This is a genomic window from Janibacter sp. Soil728 (assembly GCF_001428305.1).
In the GTDB taxonomy this organism is placed as follows: domain Bacteria; phylum Actinomycetota; class Actinomycetes; order Actinomycetales; family Dermatophilaceae; genus Janibacter.
Map to the genome: position 1 here is coordinate 487,721 of NZ_LMRZ01000003.1, position 25,359 is coordinate 513,079.

21 protein-coding genes are annotated in these 25,359 nt (G+C 70.8%); 4 read left to right on the plus strand and 17 right to left on the minus strand.

From position 1 onward, the window contains the following. Positions 1 to 70 precede the first annotated feature (70 nt). The 6 genes from ASG73_RS06510 to ASG73_RS06535 all read right to left on the minus strand — a co-directional run bounded on the left by ASG73_RS06510 (position 71) and on the right by ASG73_RS06535 (position 7,880). Complete coding sequence (locus tag ASG73_RS06510) at positions 71 to 1,075, minus strand: class I SAM-dependent methyltransferase (protein WP_055992561.1); 1,005 nt, start codon at positions 1,073 to 1,075, stop codon at positions 71 to 73. Continuing rightward, on the minus strand, positions 1,075 to 2,826 hold the full coding sequence (locus ASG73_RS06515) for a DEAD/DEAH box helicase (RefSeq protein ID WP_055992564.1): 1,752 nt from the start codon (positions 2,824 to 2,826) through the stop codon (positions 1,075 to 1,077). The genes ASG73_RS06510 and ASG73_RS06515 overlap by 1 nt, the downstream gene beginning before the upstream one ends. Positions 2,827 to 2,881: 55 nt before the next feature. Then, a complete protein-coding gene (locus ASG73_RS06520) occupies positions 2,882 to 3,358 on the minus strand; it encodes a mycothiol transferase (RefSeq protein WP_055992567.1) in 477 nt (158 codons plus the stop codon). Then, a complete protein-coding gene (locus ASG73_RS06525; RefSeq protein WP_156466172.1) occupies positions 3,355 to 3,921 on the minus strand; it encodes a hypothetical protein in 567 nt (188 codons plus the stop codon). The genes ASG73_RS06520 and ASG73_RS06525 overlap by 4 nt, the downstream gene beginning before the upstream one ends. A gap of 86 nt (positions 3,922 to 4,007) precedes the next feature. Beyond that, entirely contained in the window at positions 4,008 to 6,176 is a 2,169-nt protein-coding gene (gene ligA / locus ASG73_RS06530) for an NAD-dependent DNA ligase LigA (protein ID WP_327077480.1), read from the minus strand. Between the two features lie 63 nt (positions 6,177 to 6,239). Then, positions 6,240 to 7,880 carry a helix-turn-helix transcriptional regulator gene (locus tag ASG73_RS06535; protein ID WP_055992576.1) on the minus strand — a complete coding sequence of 547 codons (1,641 nt, stop codon included), beginning with the start codon at positions 7,878 to 7,880 and terminating at the stop codon, positions 6,240 to 6,242. Between the two features lie 129 nt (positions 7,881 to 8,009). Here ASG73_RS06535 and ASG73_RS06540 point away from each other — a divergent pair, with 129 nt between their 5' ends. After that, complete coding sequence (locus tag ASG73_RS06540; protein ID WP_156466173.1) at positions 8,010 to 9,269, plus strand: hypothetical protein; 1,260 nt, start codon at positions 8,010 to 8,012, stop codon at positions 9,267 to 9,269. A gap of 140 nt (positions 9,270 to 9,409) precedes the next feature. Continuing rightward, positions 9,410 to 10,909 (plus strand): long-chain-fatty-acid--CoA ligase, encoded by a 1,500-nt coding sequence (locus tag ASG73_RS06545; protein WP_055992582.1) that lies wholly within the window; start codon positions 9,410 to 9,412, stop codon positions 10,907 to 10,909. Positions 10,910 to 11,029: 120 nt separating this feature from the next. Here ASG73_RS06545 and ASG73_RS06550 read toward each other — a convergent pair whose 3' ends face one another. Genes ASG73_RS06550 through ASG73_RS06560 form a run of 3 tightly spaced genes read right to left on the minus strand, consistent with a single transcriptional unit; the run spans position 11,030 to position 14,366 of the window. Next, complete coding sequence (locus ASG73_RS06550) at positions 11,030 to 12,007, minus strand: methionine synthase (protein ID WP_055992585.1); 978 nt, start codon at positions 12,005 to 12,007, stop codon at positions 11,030 to 11,032. After that, complete coding sequence (gene mnmA, locus ASG73_RS06555; RefSeq protein WP_055992588.1) at positions 12,004 to 13,182, minus strand: tRNA 2-thiouridine(34) synthase MnmA; 1,179 nt, start codon at positions 13,180 to 13,182, stop codon at positions 12,004 to 12,006. The genes ASG73_RS06550 and mnmA overlap by 4 nt, the downstream gene beginning before the upstream one ends. After that, positions 13,182 to 14,366, minus strand: a complete 1,185-nt coding sequence (locus ASG73_RS06560; protein ID WP_055992820.1) for a cysteine desulfurase family protein — start codon at positions 14,364 to 14,366, stop codon at positions 13,182 to 13,184. Before ASG73_RS06560 ends, mnmA begins: the two co-directional genes overlap by 1 nt. Before the next feature lie 167 nt (positions 14,367 to 14,533). Between ASG73_RS06560 and ASG73_RS06565 the strand changes: the two genes are divergently transcribed. Continuing rightward, the gene (locus ASG73_RS06565; RefSeq protein ID WP_235499374.1) at positions 14,534 to 15,985 is read left to right on the plus strand and encodes an MFS transporter; all 1,452 of its coding nucleotides are present in this window, start codon (positions 14,534 to 14,536) and stop codon (positions 15,983 to 15,985) included. A 230-nt stretch (positions 15,986 to 16,215) separates the two neighbouring features. Here the strand turns inward: ASG73_RS06565 and ASG73_RS18320 are convergent, their stop codons facing one another. The 8 genes from ASG73_RS18320 to ASG73_RS06605 all read right to left on the minus strand — a co-directional run bounded on the left by ASG73_RS18320 (position 16,216) and on the right by ASG73_RS06605 (position 22,581). Then, positions 16,216 to 17,145 (minus strand): hypothetical protein, encoded by a 930-nt coding sequence (locus ASG73_RS18320; protein ID WP_055992594.1) that lies wholly within the window; start codon positions 17,143 to 17,145, stop codon positions 16,216 to 16,218. A 206-nt stretch (positions 17,146 to 17,351) separates the two neighbouring features. Continuing rightward, positions 17,352 to 18,293: an electron transfer flavoprotein subunit alpha/FixB family protein gene (locus ASG73_RS06575; protein ID WP_055992597.1), complete on the minus strand. Its 942-nt coding sequence runs from the start codon at positions 18,291 to 18,293 to the stop codon at positions 17,352 to 17,354. A gap of 31 nt (positions 18,294 to 18,324) precedes the next feature. Beyond that, the gene (locus ASG73_RS06580) at positions 18,325 to 19,104 is read right to left on the minus strand and encodes an electron transfer flavoprotein subunit beta/FixA family protein (RefSeq protein ID WP_055992599.1); all 780 of its coding nucleotides are present in this window, start codon (positions 19,102 to 19,104) and stop codon (positions 18,325 to 18,327) included. 222 nt (positions 19,105 to 19,326) lie between these two features. Beyond that, a complete protein-coding gene (locus ASG73_RS06585) occupies positions 19,327 to 19,665 on the minus strand; it encodes a hypothetical protein (RefSeq protein ID WP_055992602.1) in 339 nt (112 codons plus the stop codon). A 1-nt stretch (position 19,666) separates the two neighbouring features. Then, positions 19,667 to 20,308: an acyltransferase gene (locus ASG73_RS06590; protein ID WP_055992605.1), complete on the minus strand. Its 642-nt coding sequence runs from the start codon at positions 20,306 to 20,308 to the stop codon at positions 19,667 to 19,669. A 13-nt stretch (positions 20,309 to 20,321) separates the two neighbouring features. Further along, on the minus strand, positions 20,322 to 21,284 hold the full coding sequence (locus ASG73_RS06595) for a class I SAM-dependent methyltransferase (protein WP_055992608.1): 963 nt from the start codon (positions 21,282 to 21,284) through the stop codon (positions 20,322 to 20,324). After that, a complete protein-coding gene (locus ASG73_RS06600; protein ID WP_055992611.1) occupies positions 21,284 to 22,063 on the minus strand; it encodes an enoyl-CoA hydratase/isomerase family protein in 780 nt (259 codons plus the stop codon). Before ASG73_RS06600 ends, ASG73_RS06595 begins: the two co-directional genes overlap by 1 nt. Further along, positions 22,060 to 22,581, minus strand: coding sequence for a T3SS (YopN, CesT) and YbjN peptide-binding chaperone 1 (locus ASG73_RS06605; RefSeq protein ID WP_055992614.1), 522 nt, complete (start codon positions 22,579 to 22,581; stop codon positions 22,060 to 22,062). Before ASG73_RS06605 ends, ASG73_RS06600 begins: the two co-directional genes overlap by 4 nt. 34 nt (positions 22,582 to 22,615) lie before the next feature. Between ASG73_RS06605 and glgX the strand changes: the two genes are divergently transcribed. Beyond that, positions 22,616 to 24,682: a glycogen debranching protein GlgX gene (gene glgX / locus ASG73_RS06610; protein WP_055992617.1), complete on the plus strand. Its 2,067-nt coding sequence runs from the start codon at positions 22,616 to 22,618 to the stop codon at positions 24,680 to 24,682. Positions 24,683 to 25,359 lie beyond the last annotated feature (677 nt).

Sequence of the window (25,359 nt, forward strand, 5' to 3'; positions counted from 1 at the left end):
AAGGGGGGATGTCGTCCACGTCGGCGACATCCCCCCTTCGTCATGTCCGAAGGGTCGGCCCGGGAGAACGTCAGGCGCGGACGGTGCGCGTGACGATGTAGCTGCGGTCACGCACGAGGACGTCGGTGGGGCCGAGGTCTCGCAGACGCTGCAGATAGGGCAGGTGCGCGTTGTACACCAGCACCAGCTCACCACCGGGCACGAGGACCCGAGCCGCGTCGTCGATCATCTCCAGCGTGGGCGTCGAGTCCTTGGCGGTGCCGACGTGGAAGGGCGGGTTGCTCACGATGGCGCCCACGGAGGCATCCGCCAGCTCGGTCAGACCGTCCGTGCGTCGCACGTCGAGCGCGCCTCTCGTCGTCGCCCTGGTCGAGGCCACCGCTGCAGACGACACGTCCAGCGCGACCACATCGGCAAAGCGACGGGCCAGGAGCGCGGCGAGGATGCCGGTGCCGCAGCCGAGGTCGATGACCGTGGCGTCGGTGTCGCCGAGCCGGTCCAGCTGGCTGACGAGCAGGGCCGTCCCGGCGTCGACGCGCGTACCGGCGAAGGCCGCGCCGTGCGCGTGCACGGTCAGGTCGAGGCCGTCGTGGTGGCGTGAGCGCGGCCAGTTCTGCTCGACCGCTCGCGGGCCCACGGCGTGCAGGACGCGTGACTTCTGCCGACCGAGGCTGGCGCTCACCTGCTCGAAGCTCACGGCGAGCACGTCATTCATCGATCGGGTCATGTGCTTGACCCGTCCACCGGCAACGACCCGGACGTCCGGTGCGCCCACCACCGCGGCGGTGCGGGCGATCTCGTCGAGGGCATCGAGGGACGCGGGCAGGCGCAGCACCACGAGGTGGGCACCCGTGAGAGCCGTGACGAGATCGGACGCCACGTCGACTCCAGTGGCGGCCACTCGTCGCTCGCTGACGAGGCTGTCGCTGTGGGCCACGACGTCGGCCCCGGCCAGCTCGGCCACCGCTGCGGCCAGCGCACCGTGATCGTCACCGATCACCGCGGTCCGCCCCGAAGGGAGGTCCCCGAGCTCGTCGATCAGCAGCCGGTCCACGGGGTCGGGATCGGGACCCATCAGGTGCGCGGGCCCTTGCGGTACGGCTTCTTGTCGGCGCGCTCGCTGGTCTCGCTCAGCTCGATGAGCTGACCGGAGATCCGGGTCTGGCTGAGCCGGTCGCTGGTACCGGCCGGCAGGGAGGCCGGGAGCTCGACGAGCGAGTGGTCGCCGCGGATGTCGATGCGCCCGAAGTCCTGACGGCCCAGGCCGCCCTCGTTGGCCAGTGCGCCGACGATCTGGCGCGGCTCGACCTTGTGCCGCTTGCCGACCGCGATCCGGTAGGTGGCCATCGGGCCCGACGAACCGCGCGGTCCGCCGGCGCCTCGCGAGCCACGGTCATTGCGCTCGCCCCTGCTCTGGGAGCCACCCCTGTCGTCGCGGCGAGGTCCGCGGTCGTCACGCTCACGCCGCGGCGGACGGACCGGGTCGGGGCCGAGCAGCATCGGCTCGTCGCCCTGCAGCAGGATCGCCAGAGCAGCCGCGACGTCGCTCTCGGGCACATCGTGCTCGGCCACGTAGTGGGCGACGACACCGCGGAAGTCCGCGAGGTCGCTGGAAGCCAACGCAGCCGTGATCCGGTCGTCGAAGCGGCCCAGCCGGGTGGCATTGACGTCCTCGGGGGACGGCAACGGCATCTCGGTCAGCGTCGTGCGGGTCGCCTTCTCGATCGACTTCAGCAGGTGGCGCTCGCGCGGGGTGACGAAGGAGATCGCGTCGCCGGAGCGTCCGGCCCGGCCGGTGCGGCCGATGCGGTGCACGTAGGACTCGGTGTCGGTCGGGATGTCGTAGTTGACGACGTGGCTGATCCGCTCGACGTCGAGGCCGCGGGCGGCGACATCGGTCGCGACGAGGATGTCGAGCTTGCCCGACTTCAGCTGGGAGACGGTCCGCTCACGCTGGGCCTGCGCCACGTCACCGTTGATGGCGGACGCCGAGAAGCCGCGCGCCCGCAGCTTCTCCGCCAGGGTCTCGGTCTCGTTCTTGGTCCGGACGAAGACGATCATGCCCTCGAAGTTCTCCACCTCGAGGATCCTCGTCAGCGCATCGACCTTCTGCGGGTACGAGACGAAGAGGTAGCGCTGGGTGATGTTGGGCGCCGTCGCGGTCTTGCGCTCGACGGTGATCTCGAGCGCGTCCGTGAGGTACTTCTTGGAGATGCGCCGGATCTGCGAGGGCATCGTCGCGGAGAAGAGCGCGACATTCTTGTCGTCCGGGGTGTCGGCGAGGATCGTCTCGACGTCCTCGGCGAAGCCCATCTTGAGCATCTCGTCGGCTTCGTCGAGCACGAGGAAACGCAGCTCCGACAGGTCGAGCGTGCCCTTGTCGAGGTGGTCCATGATGCGTCCGGGGGTACCGACGACGATGTGCACGCCGCGCCGCAGGGCGCTCAGCTGCACGCCATAGCCCTGGCCGCCGTAGACGGGCAGGACGCGCACGCCCGGCACCCGGGAGGCGTACTTCTCGATCGCCTCGCAGACCTGGAGCGCCAGCTCACGGGTGGGCGCGAGGATCAGGGCCTGCGGCAGCTTTTGCTTGACGTCGAGCCGGCTGAGGATCGGCAGCGCGAAGGCCGCGGTCTTGCCGGTACCGGTCTGGGCGAGGCCCACGACGTGGCGCCCCTCGAGGAGGGCGGGGATGGTCGCCGCCTGGATCGGAGAGGGTGTCTCGTAGCCGATGTCCTTGAGTGCGCGCACCACGCGCTCGTCGAGGCCGAGGTCGGCGAAGGACTGCTGTTCGGGCTCTGGGGTGGTCACGCTGTCGTCGCTCACACCCCCGACGGTAGTCGTGCAGACCACCTCCCGGCGACAGCGCCACGTGTGTCCCTCAACGCCCCCGCACCAGATCGACGCTCAGATCGACATGTCCGAGGTGCTGGAAGAGCTCTTCGACGACGTGGAGCGCGACGAAACCCTGCGTGATCGGCTCGGGGTCGCCCTCCTCCCAGCCATCGGGTCCGCGCGGGACCTCGTCGGCCTCGAAGTCGGCGAGATCCTCCACCCAGCGCCGTCGCTGCGCGGCGACGATCGCCTCGAGCTGGTCGAGAGTGCCCGCCGCGGTGAACTCCGCCGACCGGTCCCGGGAGATCGATCGACCGGCGATCGTCTCGCCGCCCCACCGCTCCATCACACCGCAGCAGTGGACGATCAGGGCGTAGACGCTGTTGGCCCCCTCGACCTCGGGCTGGCGGCACAGCAGCTCGGCTCCCCCGACCTCGTCCAGCTCGTCCGCCCGCGCGAGCAGCTTGGCCAGGGCGGAGTCGATGTACCACTGCAGGGTGGCGCGCGTGATGCCGGCGGTCATGACCTGCTCCCTTCGGCCGGCACCCGGGTGAAGATGCCCGGGCCGTCGTCCGTCGCCAGCCGCGCACGCAGCGCCGGGTTGCGGTGCAGCCGTCGAAGCGCCTCCAGCGTGGCTCGCGGCTCGACGTCGAGGTGCCGCGCCTCGTAGAGCGTGATCGTCCGTCCCTCGACGCTCACGCAGGCGTTGTCGATCGGACGCAGGTGTCCCTGTCGCTGCTCCTGGGTGGCCAGGACCGCGTCGACGAGCGTCCACTGCACCTGCACCCGATCCGCCACGAGCCAGGTCGGGGTCACCCCGATCTGTCCCGGCTCACGTCGCCGCCTGAGCGACTCGCGGGTCGCGAGCGCGAAGAGCCAGGCGAAGAGCAGCAGGACGGCGAACCCGGCGACGAGGGACACCGGCCCCGCTGTCGTCCCACCACGCACGAGGCGCACCGCGCCGGCCACGAGAGCGGCCACGATGGCGATGGTGAGCAGCCCGAAGAGCGGGACGGCCCACCACGGCGGTGGGCGCAGCGGCAGCGCGACCCCGCGCTCCCCCTCCCACTCACAGGTGAGGGGCACCCCCTTCGTCCGGTAGTGCCGACTCGACCAGACCGCGAGCGGACTGCCGAAGGGAGAGTCCGACGCCGGCACCCCATCGGCGCCGGTCAGGACTCGTCCTTCGCCTCGGGCTCGGCCTCGGACTCGTCCTCGGGCTCGGGCTCGGGCTCGGGCTCGGCGAAGCGCGCCACGCTCCCGGTCTCGAGCAGCTCGGTGAACTCGTCCTCGGTGAGGATCGGCCGACCCAGGTCGCGAGCCTTGGCCTCCTTGGTGCCGGCGTTGTCGCCGACGACGACCCAGTGCGTCTTCTTGCTCACCGAGCCCGATGCCTTGCCGCCCCGCTCGAGGATCGCCTCCTTGGCGCTGTCCCGCGAGTAGCGCTCGAGCGAACCGGTGACGACGACGGTGACGCCCTCGAGCGTCTGGGTGATCGACTCGTCGCGCTCGTCCTCCATGCGCACGCCGTCGGCTGCCCACTGCTCGACGATGCCGCGGTGCCACTCGTTGCCCTCGCCGTCGAACCACTCGCGCACGGAGGCCGCGATGGTCGGCCCGACACCCTCGACATCGGCGAGTGCCTCCTCGTCGGCCTCGCGGATCGCGGCGATGGAGCCGAAGTGCTGGGCCAGTGCCCGAGCAGCGGTCGGTCCGACGTGGCGGATCGACAGCGCGACGAGCACCCGCCACAGCGGCTGCTGCTTGGCCTGCTGGAGGTGCTCGGCGAGCTTGGCGCCGTTGGCCGACAGGACGCGCCCGTCGTGCACGGCCTCCTGCGGGTCGCTCTTCTTGGCCGTCCGGGTGAAGAGCGGCACGCGCGCGATGTCCTCGGCGGTCAGGCCGAAGAGGCCGCCCTCGTCGGTCAGCACGCCCGAGTCGAGCAGTCCGACCGCGCCCTCCCACCCCAGGGCCTCGATGTCGAAGGCCCCTCGACCGGCGAGCGAGGAGAGCCGCTCGCGCAGCTGGCTCGGGCAGGTGCGCGAGTTGGGGCAGCGGATGTCCTTGTCGCCCTCTTTTTGCTGGCCGAGCTCGGTGCCGCAGGCCGGGCAGTGGGTGGGCATGACGAACTCGCGCTCGGTGCCGTCGCGCAGCTCGACGACCGGCCCGAGGATCTCGGGGATGACGTCACCTGCCTTGCGCAGGACGATCGTGTCCCCGATGAGCACGCCCTTGCGCTTGACCTCGTGACCGTTGTGGAGCGTCGCGAGGGAGACCGTCGAGCCGGCGACGGTCACCGGCTCCATCACGCCGAAGGGGGTGACCCGCCCCGTGCGTCCGACGTTGACCTGGATGTCGAGGAGCGTGGTGTTGACCTCCTCGGGCGGGTACTTCCACGCGATGGCCCAGCGGGGTGCCCGCGAGGTGGTGCCGAGGCGGCGCTGGATCGCGATCTCGTCGACCTTGACCACCACGCCGTCGATCTCGTGGTCGTACTCGTGGCGCTGCTCCTCCACCTCGGTGATGAAGCGGCGCACCTTGGTCATCGAGTCGAAGACCCGGTAGTGCGGTGAGGTCGGCAGCCCCCAGCCGGCCATGAGCTCGTAGGCATGGCTCTGGCTGTCGATGTCGAAGCCCTCGCGTCGGCCCATGCCGTGCACGAGCATGTGCAGCGGGCGACGGGCCGTGACGCGAGGGTCCTTCTGCCGCAAGGACCCTGCGGCAGAGTTGCGCGGGTTGGCGAAGGGAGCCTTGCCCGCCTCGACGAGGCCGGCGTTGAGCTCGGCGAAGTCCTCGAGCCGGAAGAAGACCTCACCCCGGACCTCGACGAGGTCCGGTACGGGGTGCTCGCTGCCGTCCAGCTGCGTCGGGATGCCCTCGATGGTGCGGACATTCATCGTCACGTCCTCGCCGGTGCGGCCGTCGCCGCGGGTCAACGCGCGGGTCAGGCGCCCCCCTTCGTACAGGAGGTTGATGGCCAGACCGTCGATCTTGAGCTCGCACAGGTAGTGGAAGCCGCTCACCTCCTGCTCGACGCGGCGCGCCCAGTCGAGCAGCTCGTCACCGTCGAAGGCGTTGTCGAGGCTGAGCATCCGCTCGAGGTGGTCGACGGCGGTGAAGTCGGTGGAGAAGATCGCACCGCCCACGGTCTGCGTCGGCGAGTCAGGCGTGCGCAGCGAAGGGTGGGCCTCCTCGAGCTCCTTCAGCCCACGGATGAGCCGGTCGTACTCGGCGTCACTGATCGTCGGTGCGTCCTTGACGTGGTAGGCGAACTGCGCCGCCGTGGCCTGCTCGGCCAGATCGGTCCATGCGTGTCGGGCGTCGTCGGGGATCTCGCTCACCCGACCATCCTGCCGCACGGACCCGACAGGGCTTCCCCGCCGGAACGTGCCGACCAGCACACCTCAGCGGGCCTCGGCCCAGCGAGCGAGCTCTCGCTTGGACCGGATCCCCAGCTTGTCCCGCAGCCGCTGGAGGTGGTTGCGCGCGGTGCCGACGCTGATGCCCAGCTCGGCCGCGATCTCCTTGGACGTGAGGCCCTGGGCGGCCCGCTGCGCAACTTCGGACTCGCGCGGAGTGAGCCCTCCGTTGACGGAGTACCGCTGGCTGTCCGGGATGGTCGCCGTGCCCGGCGCTCGTCGCACCCGCCGCTCGCGCAGCAGCGATGCGAGCGTGCGCTCCGCGTCCGTGCCCGACAGCAGGTCGATCGCCGACCGGTGGGCCGTCAGCGACTCGCTGCCGGAGGGTGCGACGCGCGAGGCCCTGCGCATGGCCTCGGCGGCCGGCAGCACCTCCCCTCGCTGGGCGTACCGTCGGGCGATGTCGAGGTAGGCGGGGTACGGGTCGTGCCGCCCCAGGAGCGTCTCGGTGAAGTCGCGCTGGATCGCCGCGCGCTCACCGACGGGCCAGAAGTCCCACATGTCCGCCAGCGTCTCAGCCGCCTCCTCGGGCGCGTGTCTGGCGAGCGCGAGCGCCAAGCCGTCCCAGGCCAGTGCGGGACGGCTGGGAGCCAACCGGCGCAGCGCCGGGCCGAGGTCGCGGTGCGGCCGAGGCTCCCTCCGCGCGGCCCGCAGGTCCGCCTGGACGACCCGGCCCAGCCACCCGGTCAGCATGCTCACCTGCTCCTGGGCCTCGACCTCCTCGGTGAGGTCCTCACGCGGGACGTACCGTCCGACCTCGACCGTGGCCGCGGACCGCAGCAGGGTGACGAGGGATGTCAGCTCCTCGGCGCGCCCCGAGATCGAGTCGAGGACCTCGAGGGCGGCTCGGTGTCGGCAGCGATGGATCAGGGCCGCGGCGCGGGTCGCCTGCAGCAACCCCCGGTGCCGACTCCCGAGGAAGCGGATCTCGGCCACATCGGCCATGGCCGCGGCCTCGTCGTACTCACCGAGCCCGAGAAGGATGAGAGCGTGGTTGACAAGGGCGTTGCCGCACCAGGTCACCATGCTGGGGTTCTCGACGTCCGCCCGGTCCCACACGGATCGAAAGGAGTCGCTCGCCTCGTCGATGCGGCCGCCGTAGGCCAGGACCGCGCCCCGGACAGCCGCCGAGCGCTGCACGATCGCCTCGTCGCCCAGCTGGCGCCCGAGGGACTCGGCCGCATCGCACAGACGCAGCCGGTGGTCCAGGCCCGGGAGCAGGGTGACGCTCGGGAAGGCGAGGCCGAGCATGGCGCTCGCCCGTCCCTGGTCGTCGCCGGCGATCGTCAGCTCGGCCAGTCCCTCTCGCCCCCTGATCTCCTTCTCCCGCGGGACGAGCAGGGCCATGTCGGTGAGGACCTTGCCCCGCGTTGTCGCGCTCAGTGGTTCGGTCAGGAGGGGTCCGACCACCTCGAGCGCGCGGTCCCGCTCGCCCGTCCAGTGGGACACCGTCAACAGGGTCGACACCAGGGGCACGACGTCGGCGTCAGTCCGGCCCGGGGTACGCAGCGCACCAGCGATGAGGTCCGTGGCTCCCCCAGCGTCGGCTCGCATGGCCAGGGCGAGGGCGGACCGACACACCTCTTCGACCCATGCGCTCGACGTGGCGACGCCCGGTTGTTCCATGCACCAACCATATGTGCAGTTCTTGCACTGTGCTCGTCGTCACACTCGCGGAAGCATGCTGTCACCGCCACCCCGGCGGTGAGGGCGCCCAAGTGGGCCCGATGACACCCGTTAGGGAGAGCACCACGCATGAAACTCCGTCGTTCCTCAGCCGCCTTGGTCGTTGCCTGCACGTCCATCGGGATGCTGGCCACCGCGCCCGCAATCGCCACCACCGCGCAGACCCCTGCCGCGCAGACCGCTACGGCCACCCCGGGTGACACGCTCCAGCAGCGTCTCGATGCCATCCTCGCCTCGCCGACCGTCTCCGACGAGGTCAAGGCGAAGGTCCGTGAGATCTCGGCGCTGCTGCCGAGCGACTTCAGCGAGCAGATGGCCACGACACGTGCTCGCCTCGGTGTGGGTGACACGCAGTGGTCGCAGATTGCCGCGAGCGCCATCGACCCTGACGACTACGAGTGCTCCGACACACAGCTCAGAGACTGGATGAGGGGGCAGACAAGTGACTGGGGCTTCGCAGAGGTGCTGATCTACTCGTTCATGCCGTGGAGCGACTTCGTGACGTACGACGCGCTGGTGTACGGGTCGGAGTCGAAGACCGCCACCTTCGGGAGCGACGGCGAGTACACCAACCTGCTGCGGAGCCAGATGAAGGACCTGCGGGACTTCTGGGACGTCCCGGGTCAGGACATCGAGCTGATTCCGATGCACGGTGGGGACGTCTTCGCCGACCAGGAGCGGTTCGCCCGGGTGCTGACCTTCGCGTTCTCGGGCGACCCGGACGAGCCGATCGAACCGGAGGTGCGCGAACTCGCCGGGCTCCTCATCGACCTGCTTGACGTGGCGCCCGGCCTGAGCGACGGCAACCATCCCATCTTCAGCTTCAACGCCTTCGCCTTCGACCCTCAGGACACCGGCCTGGACGTCTCCAAGCGCATCATCATGGGTGACGGGATCATGGAGGGGATGACGGGCGTCGGCGTCGGCCCGAAGGTCGGACCGCGTTCGATCCTGGCTCACGAGTACGGCCACCAGGTGCAGTACGCCCACAACCTTTTCGAGTCCGACCTCACCGGCCCCGAGGCCACCCGGCGCACCGAGTTGATGGCCGACGCCTACGGCGCCTACTTCCTCGTCCACGCCCGCGGCGAGGCCCTCAACCAGAAGAGGACCCTCGACGGACTCCGGGCCTCCTACCTGGTCGGTGACTGCGGCTTCACCAACCCCGGCCACCACGGCACGCCCAACCAGCGCGCTGGCGCAGCGAGCTGGGCGGTCAAGCAGGTCAACAGTGCGCCGGATCAGGGCCACATCCTGCCGACGCTGACCTACGCCGATCGCTTCGACGCAGCACTCCCCATGATCACGGCACCCGACGCCGAAGAGTGACTCCGCGCTCCTGAGCGCCGCCTGTCATGCTCTCGGACCTGATCGGTCCGGGAGCATGACAGCGTGCCCCCCTTCCACTCCTGAGGTCTGCCGTGAGAGATTGCCCTCACACCCGCTGGCCTACCGAGGAGTAGTCGACGATGACCAACCTGGCGACCAATCTGGTCACCACCGCCCAGAACCACCCTGACTCGGTGGCCATCAAGCTCGACGACGCGGAGCTGACCTACGCGCAGCTGCACGGTCTCGCGGCCAAGGCGGCCGGCGCCCTGCGCGCTGCCGGTCTGCAGCCGGGCGATCGCGTCTCCCTGATCCTGCCCAATGTCCCGGCCTTCCCCGTCCTCTTCTACGGGACGCTGCTCGCCGGCGGCATCGTCGTGCCGATGAACCCGCTGCTCAAGGGCCAGGAGATCGAGTACTTCTACAACGACTCCGGCGCGAAGTTCTCCTTCGTCTGGGGCGACTTCGCTGCCGAGGCGCACATCGGGGCCGAGGGCACCTCGACCACGGTCATCACCTCAGGCCCGGTCGGCCCGAGCGAGGAGGACCTGCCGGCGGGCGAGCCGATCGCGACGCCACTCGAGCGTGCCGGCGACGACACCGCGGTCATCCTCTACACGTCCGGCACGACCGGACGCCCCAAGGGCGCCGAGCTCACGCACGACAACCTCGACCTCAACGCCAAGCGGTCGGCCGAGGACATCATCAAGATCGCCCCCGGTGACGTCATCATGGGCTGCCTGCCGCTCTTCCACGTCTTCGGGCTGACCTGCGGGCTCGGCGCGGCCGTGCGCAGCGGCGCGACCCTGACGCTCGTCCCGCGCTTCGAGCCGGGCAAGGCCCTGGAGGTCATCGCCCGCGACAAGGTGACGATCTTCGAGGGCGTGCCGACGATGTACGGCGCGATGCTCCACCACCCGAGCGTCACCGAGACCGACACCTCGTCCCTGCGCACCTGCGTGTCGGGCGGCTCCTCGCTTCCCGGCGAGACGCTGCGCGAGTTCGAGGAGACCTTCAAGGTCAGCCTCCTCGAGGGCTACGGCCTGTCCGAGACCTCGCCCGTCGCGTCCTTCAACATGCTCGACCAGCCGACCAAGCCGGGCACCATCGGCCGCGCCATCCCCGGCTGCGAGATGAAGCTGGTCGGGGACGACGGCAACGAGGTCGGCCCCGGCGAGGGTGTCGGCGAGATCGCGATCCGCGGCGACAACATCATGAAGGGCTACTGGGGCAACCCCGAGGCGACCGCCGAGGCGATCCCCGACGGTTGGTTCCGCAGCGGCGACATCGCGAGCGTCGACGAGGACGGCTACTACACGATCGTCGACCGCAAGAAGGACCTCATCATCCGCGGCGGCATGAACGTCTACCCCCGCGAGGTCGAAGAGGTGCTCTACTCCCACCCCGACGTCCTCGAGTGCGCCGTCGTGGGCGTCCCGCACCCGGAGCTCGGCGAGGACATCGGCGCCGCCGTGTCCCTGCGCGAGGGCGCTGCGGCTGACACCGAGGAGATCAAGCAGTACGTCAAGGACCGGATCGCGGCCTACAAGTACCCGCGCACCGTGTGGGTCCTCGACGAGCTGCCCAAGGGCCCGACGGGCAAGATCCTCAAGCGGGAGATCCACGCCCCGTCCGCCTGAGCGACCACGCTCCTGAGGAGGTTGCGAAGCAACCGTCTCGAAGGGCTGTGCACAAGAGGTCGTCCTGGTGCATCTGATGGCTTCGTCCGCCACGGATCGCACGAGGACGACCTCTTGTGCTCACCCCACCGCCAGATCGGTGAGGGCGGCCGCCAGGTCGGTCGTCGTGCGCACCACCGACACGGCCGACGAAGGGGGGGGCCCCGCCAGTCCGCAGGTCGGCGTCACCACGAGGTCGCCCAGCGCAGCCATCGGCAGGCCGATCCGCTGCCAGGCACCGACGAGCAGGTCACGGGCGGTCCGCCAGTCACCGCCGGTCGTCGGGACGGCACCGGCCCAGAGCACGACCCCGGCCTCGACGGCCTCGGCCAGCTGCTCCCAGCGGGCCCCGTCGATCAGGGAGATGTCGAGCGAGATCGCGCGGGCGCCGCTCTCCCGCAACAGCTGCACCGGCACCTCGCCGGCGCAGCAGTGCACGACCGTCGGCCGCTCCCCCGCCGCGGCGAGCACCTCGCGCAGCCCGTCGCGCACCTCGGCGCGGTCGACGGCCCGCAGCCGCCCGTAGCCGGACTGGGTGGGCAGACGGCCCTCGAGCACGGCAGGCAGGCCCGGCTCGTCGATCTGGACGACGAGGTCGGCGCCGGGGACGAGCCGCTCGACGTCGGCGATGTGCGAGCGCAGTCCCTCCGCGAGCGAGCCCGCGAGGTCGCGCCGGGCACCGTGGTCGGCGACGGCTCGCTCACCGCGCGCCAGCTCGATGCTCGCGCCGAGCGTCCACGGGCCGGTGACCTGGACCTTGAGCGGGCCGGTCCATCCGTCGTAGGCCTCGGCGAGCTCGTCGAGGTCCTCGCGCAGGAAGGCGGCGGCCCTCCCTTCGTCCTTGCCGGGACGGTCGGCGAAGCGCCACCCGTAGGGCTGGGTCTCCACGTGCAGGCCCTCGAGCAGGGCCGCCGCACGGCCGACCATGTCGGCGCCGACGCCGCGTGCCGGCAGCTCGGGCAGGTGCGGGACGCCGTCGCCGAGCAGGTCGCGGACGGCGACGACGGCCTCGCGCGGTCGCGTGCCGGGCCAGGAGCCGACGCCGGACGCGCGCGTCACTGAGCCCCCGCCTCGCTGGTTGAAGGTGTACGCGCTGACGATTCGTCGGCGGGTGCACCTCCACCCGGCATGGAGGGAGCACGCGCAGCGCGGCCGGCGCGGGCGATCGTGCCCGACCCGACGACCCGGGTGCCGTCGTAGAGGACGATCGACTGCCCGGGAGCGGCACCGCGCACGGCGCTGTCGAGGCGGACGACGAGGCGCGCGTCGCTCCCTTCGCCCATCACCTCGGCGGTGGCGGGGATCTCCTCGCCGTGCGCGCGGATCTGTGCGCCGAGCCGGTGGCGGCCCGACGCCGCGGGACCGCACCAGCGCACGTGGTCGGCCTCGATCTCGTCGGCCCCGAGCAGGTCGGCGGTGCCGATGAAGACCCGGTTGGTCTCGGCCTCGACCCTGGTCACGTAGCGCGGCTGCCCGTCGAGGTCCGAGCGGTCCAGCCCGAGGCCGCGCCGCTGGCCGACCGTGAACCCGTAGGCGCCGCGGTGCCCGCCGACGACCTCGCCGGAGCCCTCGTCGACGATCTCGCCGTCCTGCTCACCGAGGCGCTGCGTCAGCCAGCCGCGGGTGTCGCCGTCGGAGATGAAGCAGATGTCGTGGGAGTCGGGCTTCTTGGCCACGGCGAAGCCGCGCTCGGCGGCCTCCTCGCGGATCTGCGGCTTGGACGTGTCGCCGAGCGGGAAGAAGGCGCGCGCCAGCTGCTCCTCGTCGAGCACCCCGAGGACATAGGACTGGTCCTTGGCCATGTCGACGGCCCGGTGCAGCTCACGCCCGTGCGGCCCGTCGACGATCTGGGCGTAGTGGCCGGTCGCGACCGCGTCGAAGCCGAGCGCGAGCGCCTTGTCGAGCAGGGCGGCGAACTTGATCTTCTCGTTGCAGCGCAGGCAGGGGTTGGGGGTGCGGCCGGCCTGGTACTCGGCGACGAAGTCCTCGACGACGTCCCGGGCGAAGGGAGTGGCCATGTCCCACACGTAGAAGGGGATGCCGAGCCGGTCGGCGACGCGACGCGCGTCACCGGCGTCCTCGATGGTGCAGCAGCCGCGGGCGCCCTCGCGCAGGGTCTTGGCGTTCTTGGCCAGGGCGAGGTGCACGCCGACGACCTCGTGGCCTGCCTCGATCATCCGGGAGGCAGCGACGGCGGAGTCGACGCCCCCGCTCATGGCGGCGACGACGCGCATCAGGCGGCCCCGCTGGCCCGCCGGGCTCGGGTGACGGCCTCGGGGAGGGCGGCGAGCACGGCGTCGACGTCGGCCTGCGTGGAGGTCCAGCCGAAGGAGACGCGAAGGGAGCCCCTCGCCTCCTCCTCGGAGCGTCCCATCGCGAGGACGACGTGGGAGGGCTGCGGGATCCCCGCCTGGCAGGCGGAGCCGGTGGAGACGGCGACGTCGGCGGCGTCGAGCAGGTAGAGCATCGAGTCGCCCTCGCAGCCGGGGATGGTGATGTGGGCATTGCCGGGCAGGCGGGTCGTGATGTCGCCGGCCTCCCAGCAGCCGGTCACGCGGATGCCCAGGTCGAGCGCCTGGGTGCCGGCGAGGAATCGGTCGCGCAGTGCGCCGACGCGCTCGGCCTCGGCCTCGCGGTGCTCGACGGCCTCGGTGAGCGCGACGGCGAAGGCACGGATCGCCGGGGTGTCGAGGGTGCCGGAGCGGATGCCCCGCTCCTGCCCGCCACCGTGGCTCAGGGCGACGAGCCGCGCATCGCGCTTGGCCACCAGGGCACCGATGCCGATCGGCCCGCCGAGCTTGTGCGCGCTGACGCTCATCAGGTCGACGCCGCTCGCGGCGAAGTCCACGGGCAGGTGACCGGCCGCCTGCACCGCGTCGGTGTGGAAGGCGAGTCCGTGCTCGTGGGCGATCTGCGCCATGGAGGCGACGTCCTGGACGGTCCCGACCTCGTTGTTGGCCCACATGACCGAGACCAGGCCGACGGTGGACGCGTCCTCCTCGATCGCGGCCCGCACGGCGTCGGGCTTGACGGTGCCGCACTCCCCCGGCGCGACGAAGGTAGCCCGGGCACCCTCGTGCTCGACCGCGTGGTCGACGACGTCGAGGACGGCGTGGTGCTCGACACCGCTGACGACGACGCGGGAGCGTCGGGGGTCGGCCGCCCGCGCGGCCCGCAGGCTGCCGGTGATCGCGAGGTTGTCGGACTCGGTCCCGCCGGAGGTGAAGAGGATCTCGCTCGGTCGCGCACCCAGCGCGGCAGCGATGCGCTCACGCGACTCCTCGACGACCCGGCGCGCGTCGCGGCCGGGACCGTGCAGGCTCGAGGCGTTGCCGGTGATCGCCAGCTGCTCGACCATCGCCTCCCGGGCGGCCGGGGTCATGGGCGTGGTCGCCGCGTGGTCGAGATAGGTGGTCATCACCATGAGTCTACGAGCCGGGATCCGGAAACATTCCGCCCACGGCGGTCGGACACCCCTGCGCGGCTCTCGCTGCCCGTGAGCCTCCCCCCTTCGCCTGACGGGAATGACTCCGGTCTCTGGCAGGTTTGCCTGCAGGATGCACGAAACACGCGAAGGGGGTGCCGGTGGCGACCGAGCCGAGTGGGGTCGTGGATGACACCGCGATCCCGAGCGCCCAGCGCTGGCGGATCCTGGCGGTCCTGCTCGTCGCCATCTTCATGTCGTTGGTCGGCGTGAGCATCGTCAACGTCGCCATCCCCTCGATCCAGCACGGCCTCGACGCCAGCGACTCCGACGTGCAGTGGGTCCTGTCGGGGTACGCGCTGACCTTCGGCGTCGTCCTCGTCGCCGGAGGCCGTGCCGGTGACCTGCTGGGGCGCGGCGGGCTCTTCGTCATCGGCGCCACGATCTTCACCGTCGCGTCGGTCGGCGCAGGACTCGCTCCCGGCGCCAACTCCCTCAACGCCGCCCGGTTCGTGCAGGGAGTCGGGTCGGGACTGCTCAACCCGCAGGGCATCGGGATGATCCAGCAGTACTTCCGGGGCGCCGATCGGGCGCGGGCCTTCGGCGCCTTCGGCAGTGTCGTCGGCGTGGCCGTCGGGATCGGACCCGTCATCGGCGGTCTGCTCATCGAGCTCGGCGGGAGCGAGATCGGCTGGCGGCTCACCTTCCTCGTCAACGTGCCGGTGGGCGTGCTGTGCATCGTGCTCGCCTTCCTGTGGTTCCCCAAGCCGTTGCTGAGTCGTCCCGTCGCGGTCGAGGGACAGCGTGCCCACGGGTGGCGCTCGCTCGACCCCGTGGGTTCGCTCCTCCTGGGTCTCGCGGTGCTGGCGACGATGCTGCCCTTCGTCGAAGGGGGGTCCTCACCGCTCTTCTGGCTCACCCTGCCCGTCGGGCTGGCTCTGGCGTGGGCGTGGGTGCGCTGGGAACGGCACCACCGGGCGACCGGTGGCACCCCCATGGTCGACCTGGGGATCTTCTCCATCCGCAGCTTCACCCAGGGCAGCATCATCGCGCTGCTCTACTTCCTCGGGATGACGAGCATCTGGGTCCTCGTGGCCCTGTACCTGCAGGACGGCACGGGCAAGAGCGCCCTGCAGGCGGGGCTCGTCGGGGTCCCGTCGGCGATCCTCGCCGCGCTCGCCTCCGGCTGGGCGGGACGCAATGTGCCCCGGTACGGCCACCGGATCATCATCGGCGGTCTCGTCCTGGCCCTCATCGGCGTCACGTCGAGCATCGTCGTCGTGCTCCTGCAGGCGGGCGGCCACGTGAGCGAGTGGTGGCTGCTGCTCACCCTCGCCTTCGTCGGTGCGGCCCAGGGCGCGGTGATCAGCCCCAACCAGGCGCTGGCCCTCGAGGAGGTTCCGCTCGCCTACGCCGGCAGCTCCGGCGCCGTGATGCAGACCGGTCAGCGGATCGGGACCTCGATCGGCATCGCTGTCATCACCTCGGTGGCCTTTGCCACCCTCGCCGTGAGCAGCTGGCCGGTGGCGATGGCCACGAGCTTCGGGGTGATCCTGCTGGTCGTCCTCGTGGCGCTCGCCGTGGCGGTCAAGGACCAGCGCGACCGTCGCTGAGCGGGACGATCGCTGGGCCCGCCCCCTTCGCCCCCTCCCCTCGCCCGCCCCCCGTCCGCCCCCTCCCCCGTCCGCACAAACTGTGGCTGGCCGCACCTTCGAAGGTCAGCCACACCACGTGCTGTGGCTGACCACCGCCGATGTGGCCAGCCACAGTTTGTGAGCGGGGGGACGGGGACGACGAAGGCCCCGCCACGCGGGTGCGTGGCGGGGCCTGAGTGCGGCTGGTGTCAGTTGACCGACACGTGCACGTGGTCGTAGTGGTTCTGCGTCGGGCTACCGCGGTCCGACATCATCTTGGAGGTCCCGTTGGGGAACCAGATGCGCTGCTGCCAGATGATGTACTTGATGTTGAGGCTGCCGGCATTCTGCTGCAGCCAGGAGTTGACCTGGTCCCCGCGGGAGCCCGTGACCATGATGTCGACGGCGTTGCCGCTGCCGTGGTCGCCCGGGTCACCGGCGCGGAAGCCACCGATGTTGGTCATGTCGGGGAACTGGGTGCGCACGGCCGAGTAGACCTTCTGCGCGTTGGGGCCCAGGCCGAGAGCCGCACCCTGCGAGGCGTAGTTGCTGGTGTTGACCGAGCTGCTCGGCGCCTGCGTCGGCTCCGGGGCGCTGCTGGCAGTGCTCTCCGGCTGGACGCTCTCGCGCTCCGAGCTGCGCGAGGTCTGCTCGGGCGCCTGGCTGTCGCTCGACCGCGGGTCCGCGGTCGTGTCCGGCTCCTCGACCGGCTGCTCCACCGGCTCGGGCTTCGGCTTGGGCTTGGGCTTGGGCTTCAGCTTCACGACCGGGTCGACGGCCAGGGCCCCGGCCGTGTCATGCACGTCCTTGGCCGTGGTCCCCGTCGGAGCGGTGACGGCCGCGGCGGCGCGGGAGGTCGAGCGCGATGCGGCGGGGTCACCCGCACGGTCGCCGAGGAGCTCGGTGACCGTGGCGCTGTCAGCGCTGAACGAGGCGAGGTCCGTCGAGGTCGCGGTGTCCGCGGCCGAGCTCGGGGCGATGACGAAGGCGCCGGACCCCAGGACGATGCCGACACCGGCGACGGTCTTGGCTGCCGCACGGGCGCCGTTGGCGCTGGCCGAGGACGGCAGGCTGCCCAGGCGGGCGAAGGGGCTGCGACGGCTGGTGCCGTGGCGGCTGACGTAACGGGACGTGCTCACGCGAGACCTCAAAGCATTGAAAACAGGGACTGGCCTCACGGCCACGCACACCATAGCGAGATCTTCAGGCCAAAGTCACGTTTTGGTAAAGGGAGTGCAGGGAGACCTCGCTCACGCTGGCTCGCAGCCGCACTGACCGGGACCTGACGAAGGGGAGGTCAGCACCCGAGGGCGCCGACCTCCCCTTCGTCAGGAAGGACCGAGGGTCACTTGCCCTTGACGGTCTCCGTGGCCTGCGGCAGGACGGTGAAGAGGTCACCGACGACTCCGAAGTCGACGAGCTCGAAGATCGGGGCCTCCTCGTCCTTGTTGATCGCGACGATCGTCTTGGACGTCTGCATGCCGGCGCGGTGCTGGATCGCACCGGAGATGCCCGCTGCCACGTACAGCTGCGGGGAGACCTGCTTGCCGGTCTGCCCGACCTGCGAGCTGTGCGGGTACCACCCAGCGTCCACCGCGGCGCGCGAGGCGCCGACAGCGGCACCGAGGGAGTCCGCGAAGGCCTCGACCGGGCTGAAGTCGCCACCGGTGCCACGGCCACCGGAGACGACGATGGCCGCCTCGGTGAGCTCGGGACGACCAGAGGCCTTCTTCGGCTCGGACGCGGTGATCTTGGACGCCTTGGCGCTGTCGGAGAAGCTCACGGAGAGCTCCTCGAAGGAACCAGCACCATTGGCCTGCTCGGGCGCAGCGGAGTTGGGCTTGACGCAGATGATCGGCGTGCCCTTGGAGACCTTCGCCTCGACGCTGTAGCTGCCGGCGAAGACCGACTGGGTGGTGACCGGACCGGCCTGGACGTCGACGACGTCGGTCAGCAGACCCGACTCCGTCTTGACGGCCAGACGCGCACCGATCTCCTTGCCGGCGGCGTTGCTCGGGATGAGCACCGCAGCGGGCTGCTTCTCGGCGACCAGCTGCGCGAGGACCTCGGCCTGGGGGGCGACGAGGTGCTCGAGAGCGGCCGGGTCGGAGACTGCGTAGATCTTGTCGGCGCCGTAGCGCGCGAGCAGGTCCTTGGCGGTCTCGGCACCGGGGCCGATGAAGACGGCAGACGGCTCACCCAGACGACGGGCGATGGTCAGCATCTCCGCGGCGGGCTTCTTCACCTCACCGTTTGCGTGGTCGATGAGGACGAGGACTTCAGCCATGTTGTTGCTCCTTGATGTCCGGAGTCGTCACTCAGACGAACTTGTTGGTGGTCAGGAACTCGGCGAGCTTGGTGCCGCCGTCACCCTCATCGGTGACGATGGTGCCCTGCTCGCGCGGAGGACGCTTGGTGGTCGCCACGACGGCGGTCGCCGCGTTGGCGAGGCCGACCTGGCCGGCGTCGACGCCGAGGTCGGCGAGGGTCCACTCCTCGACCGGCTTCTTCTTGGCGGCCATGATCCCCTTGAAGGAGGGGTAGCGCGGCTCGTTGATCTGGTCGGTGACCGAGATCAGTGCCGGGAGGGAGGCCTGGATGGTCTCGCTCGCGGTGTCGCCGTCACGGCGCATCGTGGCGACGCCACCATCGACGGACAGCTCGGAGGCGTAGGTGACCTGGGGCAGGCCGAGGCGCTCGGCGAGCATCGCCGGAACGACGCCCATGGTGCCGTCGGTGGATGCCATACCCGTGAGGACGATGTCCGGGGTACCGATCTTCTTGATGGCCTCGGCGAGGACGAGGGAGGTCGCGAGGGCGTCAGAGCCGGCAATCGCGTCGTCGCAGATGTGAACGCCCTTGTCGGCACCCATCTGGAGCGACTTCTTGACGGCCTCGGCGGCGGCGGCGGGGCCGATGGTCAACACAGTGACCTCGCCCTCTCCGGCCTCGACGATCTGGAGGGCCTGCTCGACGGCGTACTCGTCGAGCTCGGACAACAGACCATCCACACCTTCACGGTCGGTGGTGTTGTCCTCGTTGAATCCGCGGTCGGACTGTGCGTCCGGAACGTGCTTCACGCAGACGACGATATTCATCGGTGAATCGTCCTCTTCCTGGGTGAGGGGGCTGGGTACCGGGCGATCCTCTCAGCAGACGTGCGTTGTGGGCACGAACTGTGGGGAGGCTCCCAGTCCGCTCACGCTATCCATCGAGGCACTGGACCACCAAGGTGGCCCGGGGTGCCCTTCGACACACCCTTCGAGACGCTTGCTGCGCAAGCTCCTCAGGGAGCGGTGGTGACGCCCTGCGCAAGCTCCTCAGGGAGCGTGGTCGGCGGCGTTGACGAGGACGTGGAAGGACGGTTCCTCGTACGGGTGCGCCGCGCGCAGGGCAGCGACCACCGAGGTCCGTCGCGACCGGGGGAAGGTGACCTCCACCCGGTCCTCGACGACGTGCTCGAGCTCGCCGACGGTCCCGATGGTGGGGTTCGCGGCTCCGACCGGGCGGAACCTCCCTTCGCCTCGCAGCACGAAGGCGCACTCGCGGTACTCCCCCACCGCGCCGGCCCCGACAGCGAAGAGCGCCTCGAGGACCTGCTCGGTGTGCGTGGCCGGGATGTGCGCGACGAGGACGTCGAGGGCCTCGCGCTCGCTCACCTCACCACCCCGCGGGAAGGTCGAGCTTGTCCTCGGTCACGGCGACGGGCTGGCGGTGCTTGAGCACCTTGGCCGGGACCCCACCGATGACGACGAAGGGGGGATGGCTCCCCCGCACCACCGCGCCGGCACCGACGACCGAGTGGGCACCGATGTCGGTGCCACGCGTGATGACGCACTTGGTCGCGACCCACACGTCGTCGCCGAGGCGCACGGGCGACTTGATGATCCCCTGGTCCTTGATCGGGACCTCGAGGTCGGCAGTGACGTGGTCGAAGTCGCACACGTACACGTCGTCGGCGAAGAGGCAGGCCTCGCCCACCTCGATGTCGAGCCAGGTGTTGAAGGTGTTGCGGATGCCGATAATGGTCTTGGCACCGATCCGCAGCGTGCCCTCGTGGGCGCGCAGCGCGGACCCACCGCCGATGTGCGTGTAGGCACCGACGATGAGCCGTCCCATGCCCGGGGTGACCTGGAACTGCACGCCGGGTCCGATGAAGCAGGGCCCCTCGAAGACCAGCCCGGGCGTGGTGGCGCGAGCCCGGACCATCCGCAGGTAGCCCAGGACGTGGTGGTGGCTCCAGGCCCGGTTGGCGATGACCCACCGGGCCCAGTGCCACCACGTGAAGTGGGAGGCGGCCATCAGCGCGCGTACCTCACCGTGCGGGCTTGGTGCCCGTGACGCCGACGTTGTAGAAGAACTTCTGCGGCACGACGCGGCCGAGGACCGCGTCGACCTTCATCAGGTTCTTCCACGCCCCGTAGGCGAACTTCGCCCAGCCGAAGCTGAGCGCGTCCTCGGCGACCGCGTACTCGAAGGTGCGGATCGGCCACCCGGCGAACGCGGAGAGCAGCTCCTCGGTCGCGGTACCGACGTCGGCGGCGCCGGCCCGACGCGCGGTCGCGGCGAGCTCGGCCGGGTCGAAGGTGTGCAGGTCGACGACTGCCTCGAGTGCTGCGGCACGCGAGGACTCGTCGAGCTCGGCCTGCGCGCGGGCCCACTTCTTGCGGAAGGGAGGCAGCGTGCTGACCCGGGTCGCCGTCTCCCACGTGGCGCGGGAGATGTGGCGGGCGTACCAGTGCCCGATCGTGGTCGGCTCGCCGGCGATCACGAAGCGACCGCCCGGCCTGAGCACCCGCACGACCTCGCGCAGGGCGCCCTCGACGTCGGGGATGTGGTGGATCACTGCGTGGCCGACGACGAGGTCGAAGCTGTCGTCCTCGTAGGGCAGCGCCTCGGCGTCCGCAACCCGACCGTCGATCTCGAAGCCGATCCTGCAGGCATTCTCCTTCGCCGCCTCGACCATGCCCGGGGACAGGTCGCAGACGTGGACCTCGTCGACCAGGCCGGCCAGCTTGAGGTTGAGCGAGAAGAAGCCGGTCCCGGCGCCGAGCTCGAGGGTCCTGCCGTAGGGCAGCGACTCACCGGGATGACGCGTGGACTCCAGGACGTGCAGGAAGCGGTCGCGCACGACGGTGGTGCACCGACCGTCGAAGCTGATCGACCACTTCTCGTCGTAGGTCTGTGCCTCCCAGTCGTGGTAGAGCACCTGGGCGAGCTTGTTGTCCGCCCAGGCCTGCTCGACCTCCTCGGCGCTCGCGGCGCCGGTCGTGACCATCAGATGCCCTCGAAGGTGGCCTTGCCGGGACCGTTGTCGACGAAGCTGCGCATGCCGCTCTTCTGGTCCTGAGTGGCGAAGAGGGCGGAGAACAGCTGCGCCTCGATCTCCAGACCCGTGCCCAGGTCGGTCTCCAGACCCTTGTCGACGGCCTCCTTGGCCGCACGCAGTGCCTGGGTCGGGCCGGTGACGAAGGGGGCGACCATCGCCTGGGCGGTGGCCAGCACCTCGGAAGCGGGGACGACCTTGTCGGCCAGACCGATCTCGAGTGCCTCCGCGGCGCCGACGAAGCGACCGGAGAAGATCATCTCCTTGGCCTTGGCCGGACCGACGAGCCGCGGTAGCCGCTGCGTGCCACCGGCACCGGGGATGATCCCGAGGGTGATCTCGGGCAGACCGAGCTTGGCGTTGTCGGCGACGACGCGGAAGTCGCAGCACAGCGCCGTCTCGAGCCCGCCACCGAGGGCGAAGCCGGTGATGGCGGCGACGGTCGGCTTGGGGATCGCGGCGAGGGCGCGGGAGAAGCGCTGCAGCAGACGCACGTGGGCGGCCATGTCGGTGTACGACATCTCCGCCATCTCCTTGACGTCGGCGCCGGCGGCGAAGACCCGCTCGCCGCCCCAGACGATGACGGCCTTGATGTCGTCGCGGTCAGCGGCCTCCTGGGCCACGTCGACGAGGCGGCGCTGCATGTCGGCGTCGAGCGCGTTCATCTTCGGACGGTCGAGGACGATCGTGCCGATGCCGTCGGCGACCTCGAGGCGGACGATCTCGCTCATGCCTGCGGCTCGCCTGCGTCGGGGGTGGTCCCGCCATCGGGAGCACCCTGCTCGTCGGGGTCCTGACCGGTGGCGCGCTGGTGCCACAGCTGCACGCCCTGCAGGACGAGCGGGAGGGCCAGCCCGAGCAGGCCACGGACGTCCGCGCCGCGCGGGAGGATGTGCTCGCTGGTCACCAGGAGGGTGTCGCCGGCGACGGCGGCCTTGACGAGGTTGAAGGCGACGTTGAGGTCGTTGCTGACCTGCAGGCGCTCCATCGGGTCGGTGGGCACCGGGTCCTCGAGGGCCCACTGGCCGAAGACGCGCAGGACATTGGACTCGTCGTCCTGGCAGCGGACGAACATCTGCTGCTCGGAGAAGAGGAAGGCGATGTCCCCTTCGTCGTCGACGGAGGGCTCGAGCCCGAGCTCGCGCAGGGCATCCTGCACGCGGTCGCTCAGGGGGGTCTCTGGTTCGGGCTGGGCACCACCGTTGGTGGGGGTGGGGCCGAAGTTCGGGAGGGCGGTCGGATCACTCATGCCCACAACGTACCGACTGCATACCCTAGGAGCCATGTCGACCACCTCCGCGCAGGCACCCGCCCCCCTCCCGACTCCGGGCGTACATCCCGTCGACGGCGGGGTCGAGGTCGCGATCCACGCCGCGGCGGCCACCGCCGTGTGGCTGTGCACCTTCGACGACGAAGGGGGCGAGACCCGCTTCGCGCTGCCCTCCGCCGCGGACGGCTGGTGGGGCGGGTTCGTGCCCGACGTCCACCCGGGCGCACGCTACGGGCTGCGGGCCGACGGGCCGTGGGAGCCCACCGAGGGCCACCGGCACAACCCCGCGAAGCTCCTCCTGGACCCGTGGGCCCGCGCCGTCGAGGGGAGCCTCTCCTACGAGCCGGCCGTCTACGGGCACGTCGTGGACGAGAGCGGCGAGGGCGACCCGAGCGTCCGCTCCGACCTGGACTCCGCCCCCTTCGTCCCGCGGTGCGTGGTGCTGGACACCACGTTCGACTGGGGCGACGACGCGCCGCCGGCTCACCCTCGTGACGAGCGGGTCGTCTACGAGGTGCACGTGCGCGAGATGACGATGCGGCTGCCCGGGGTGCCCGAGCACCTGCGCGGCACCTATGCGGGCCTGTGCCACCCGGCCACCATCGAGCACCTCAAGACGCTGGGCGTGACGACGGTGGAGGTGCTGCCGGTGCACGCCTTCGCCGACGAGCCGCACCTCGCCCAGCGGGGCCTGACCAACCACTGGGGCTACAACACGCTCGGCTTCTTCGCCCCCCACGCGCGCTATGCGAGCAACCAGGACCCGCACGAGGTGCTGCGCGAGTTCAAGGGCATGGTCAAGCTGCTGCACGCCGCCGGCATCGAGGTGCTGCTCGACGTCGTCTACAACCACACGGCCGAGCAGAGCATCGGTGGCGCGACGCTCTCGTGGCGGGGGCTAGGCGAGGCGACCTGGTACCGGCTCGACGAAGAGGGCAACAACGTCGACGTGACCGGCTGCGGCAACACGCTCGACCTGACCGACCCGGTCGTCATCGACATGGTCCTGGACTCGCTGCGCTACTGGGTCAGCGAGTGCCACGTCGACGGGTTCCGCTACGACCTGGCCGTCGCGCTGGGACGCGGCGAGGACCTCGGGTACGACCCGGACCACCCCTTCCTCGTGGCGGTGCTGGAGGACCCGGTCCTGTCGCAGGTGCTGCACGTCGCCGAGCCCTGGGACCTGGGGCCGGACGGCTGGCGGACCGGCCAGTTCCCCGGGGCGTGGGCGGAGTGGAATGACCGCTTCCGCGACGCCGCGCGCGACTTCTGGCTAGCCGACTCCGGTGCGCTGTCGCGCGGAGAGGTCAGTGGTGAGGGCGTGCGCGAGATCGCCACTCGGCTCGTCGGCAGCCGAGACCTCTTCGGCGAGCGCACCCCCCTGTCGTCGGTGGGCTTCGTCACCGCGCACGACGGGTTCACCATGGCCGACCTGGTGGCCTACGACGAGAAGCACAACGAGGCCAACGGCGAGGACAACCGCGACGGCAACGACCACAACCGCTCGTGGAACCACGGCGCGGAGGGCCCGACCGACGATGTGGTCATCCAGGTCGCGCGGAGGCGTTCGGTCCGCAACCTGCTCGGCACGCTGCTGCTGTCGTCCGGGATCCCGATGATCGCCTCGGGCGACGAGATCGGCCGGACGACCGACGGCAACAACAACCCCTACTGCCAGGACAACGAGATGACCTGGCTGGACTGGGAGCTCGACACGGCGCGCACGGACCTGCTCGCGACGGCCGCGCACCTGACCGCGCTGCGCCACGAGGTGCCGGTGCTGCGCGACCACGACGAGTCGGTGATCGACTGGTACGACGAGGCCGGCGAGCCCATGACGGACGAGACCTGGGAGCAGGACGACCGCCGCACGCTGCAGCTGCATCTGGCCGGTGAGCCCTCGGCCCTGCTGGTCGTGCACGGCGGCCTCGGTCCCGTCGACGTGACCCTCCCCGACGTCGGACCACTGCGGTTGCGCTGGGACAGCGCCTGGGAGCGGCCGGACGAGTCCAGTGGGGCACCGGGCCAGCGTGGCGTCGACACCCTCACCCCCCTCAGCCTGCGCCTCTACACGAGCTGAGCCACGCCCCTGCCGTTGCTCCGTGCGCTCAACCACGTCGCACCTGCAGGTAACCACGTGGGAGCGGGAGGCCGCAGGGAAGCCGCAGCGGGAGGCCGCAGCGGGCGGGAGGCCGTAGCGGGAGGCCCGAGCGGGAGGCGACCCGGGCGAACGGCTGGGCCGGCGACTCTCATGACGCGCGGGTACGACGACACGTCGGCCCACCCGCATCGCCAGGAGGTCCGGAATTTCGGGCATCCCACGTGGCCCAGCCACGCAACGTGTCGTCGTACCCGCGAGTAGCTCGGCTCGAGCGGTGGCCGGAGCGGGAGGAGCGGGTGGCGCGAGCGGGAGGAGCGGGTGGCGCGAGCGGGAGGCGGCCCGGGCGGCGGGCTGGGCCGGCCTGTCGTTACTTGCGGGTACGACACCCACTTGTGGGCACCGGCAAAATTCAACCCCTGATTTTCTGCGGCTTTGCCAGCACCTCCCACCACAAGTGCACGTCGTACCCGCAAGTAGCCAAGCGGGAGGCGGGAGCGGGAGCGGGAGCGGGAGGCGGGAGCGGGAGGCGGGAGCGGGAGGCGGGAGCGGGAAGCAGGTGCGGGAAGCAGGTGCGGGAAGCAGGTGCGGGAAGCAGGTGCGGGAAGCAGGTGCGGGAGACGGGAGCGAGAGGCGCGCAGCAACGAAAAGTCCGGACC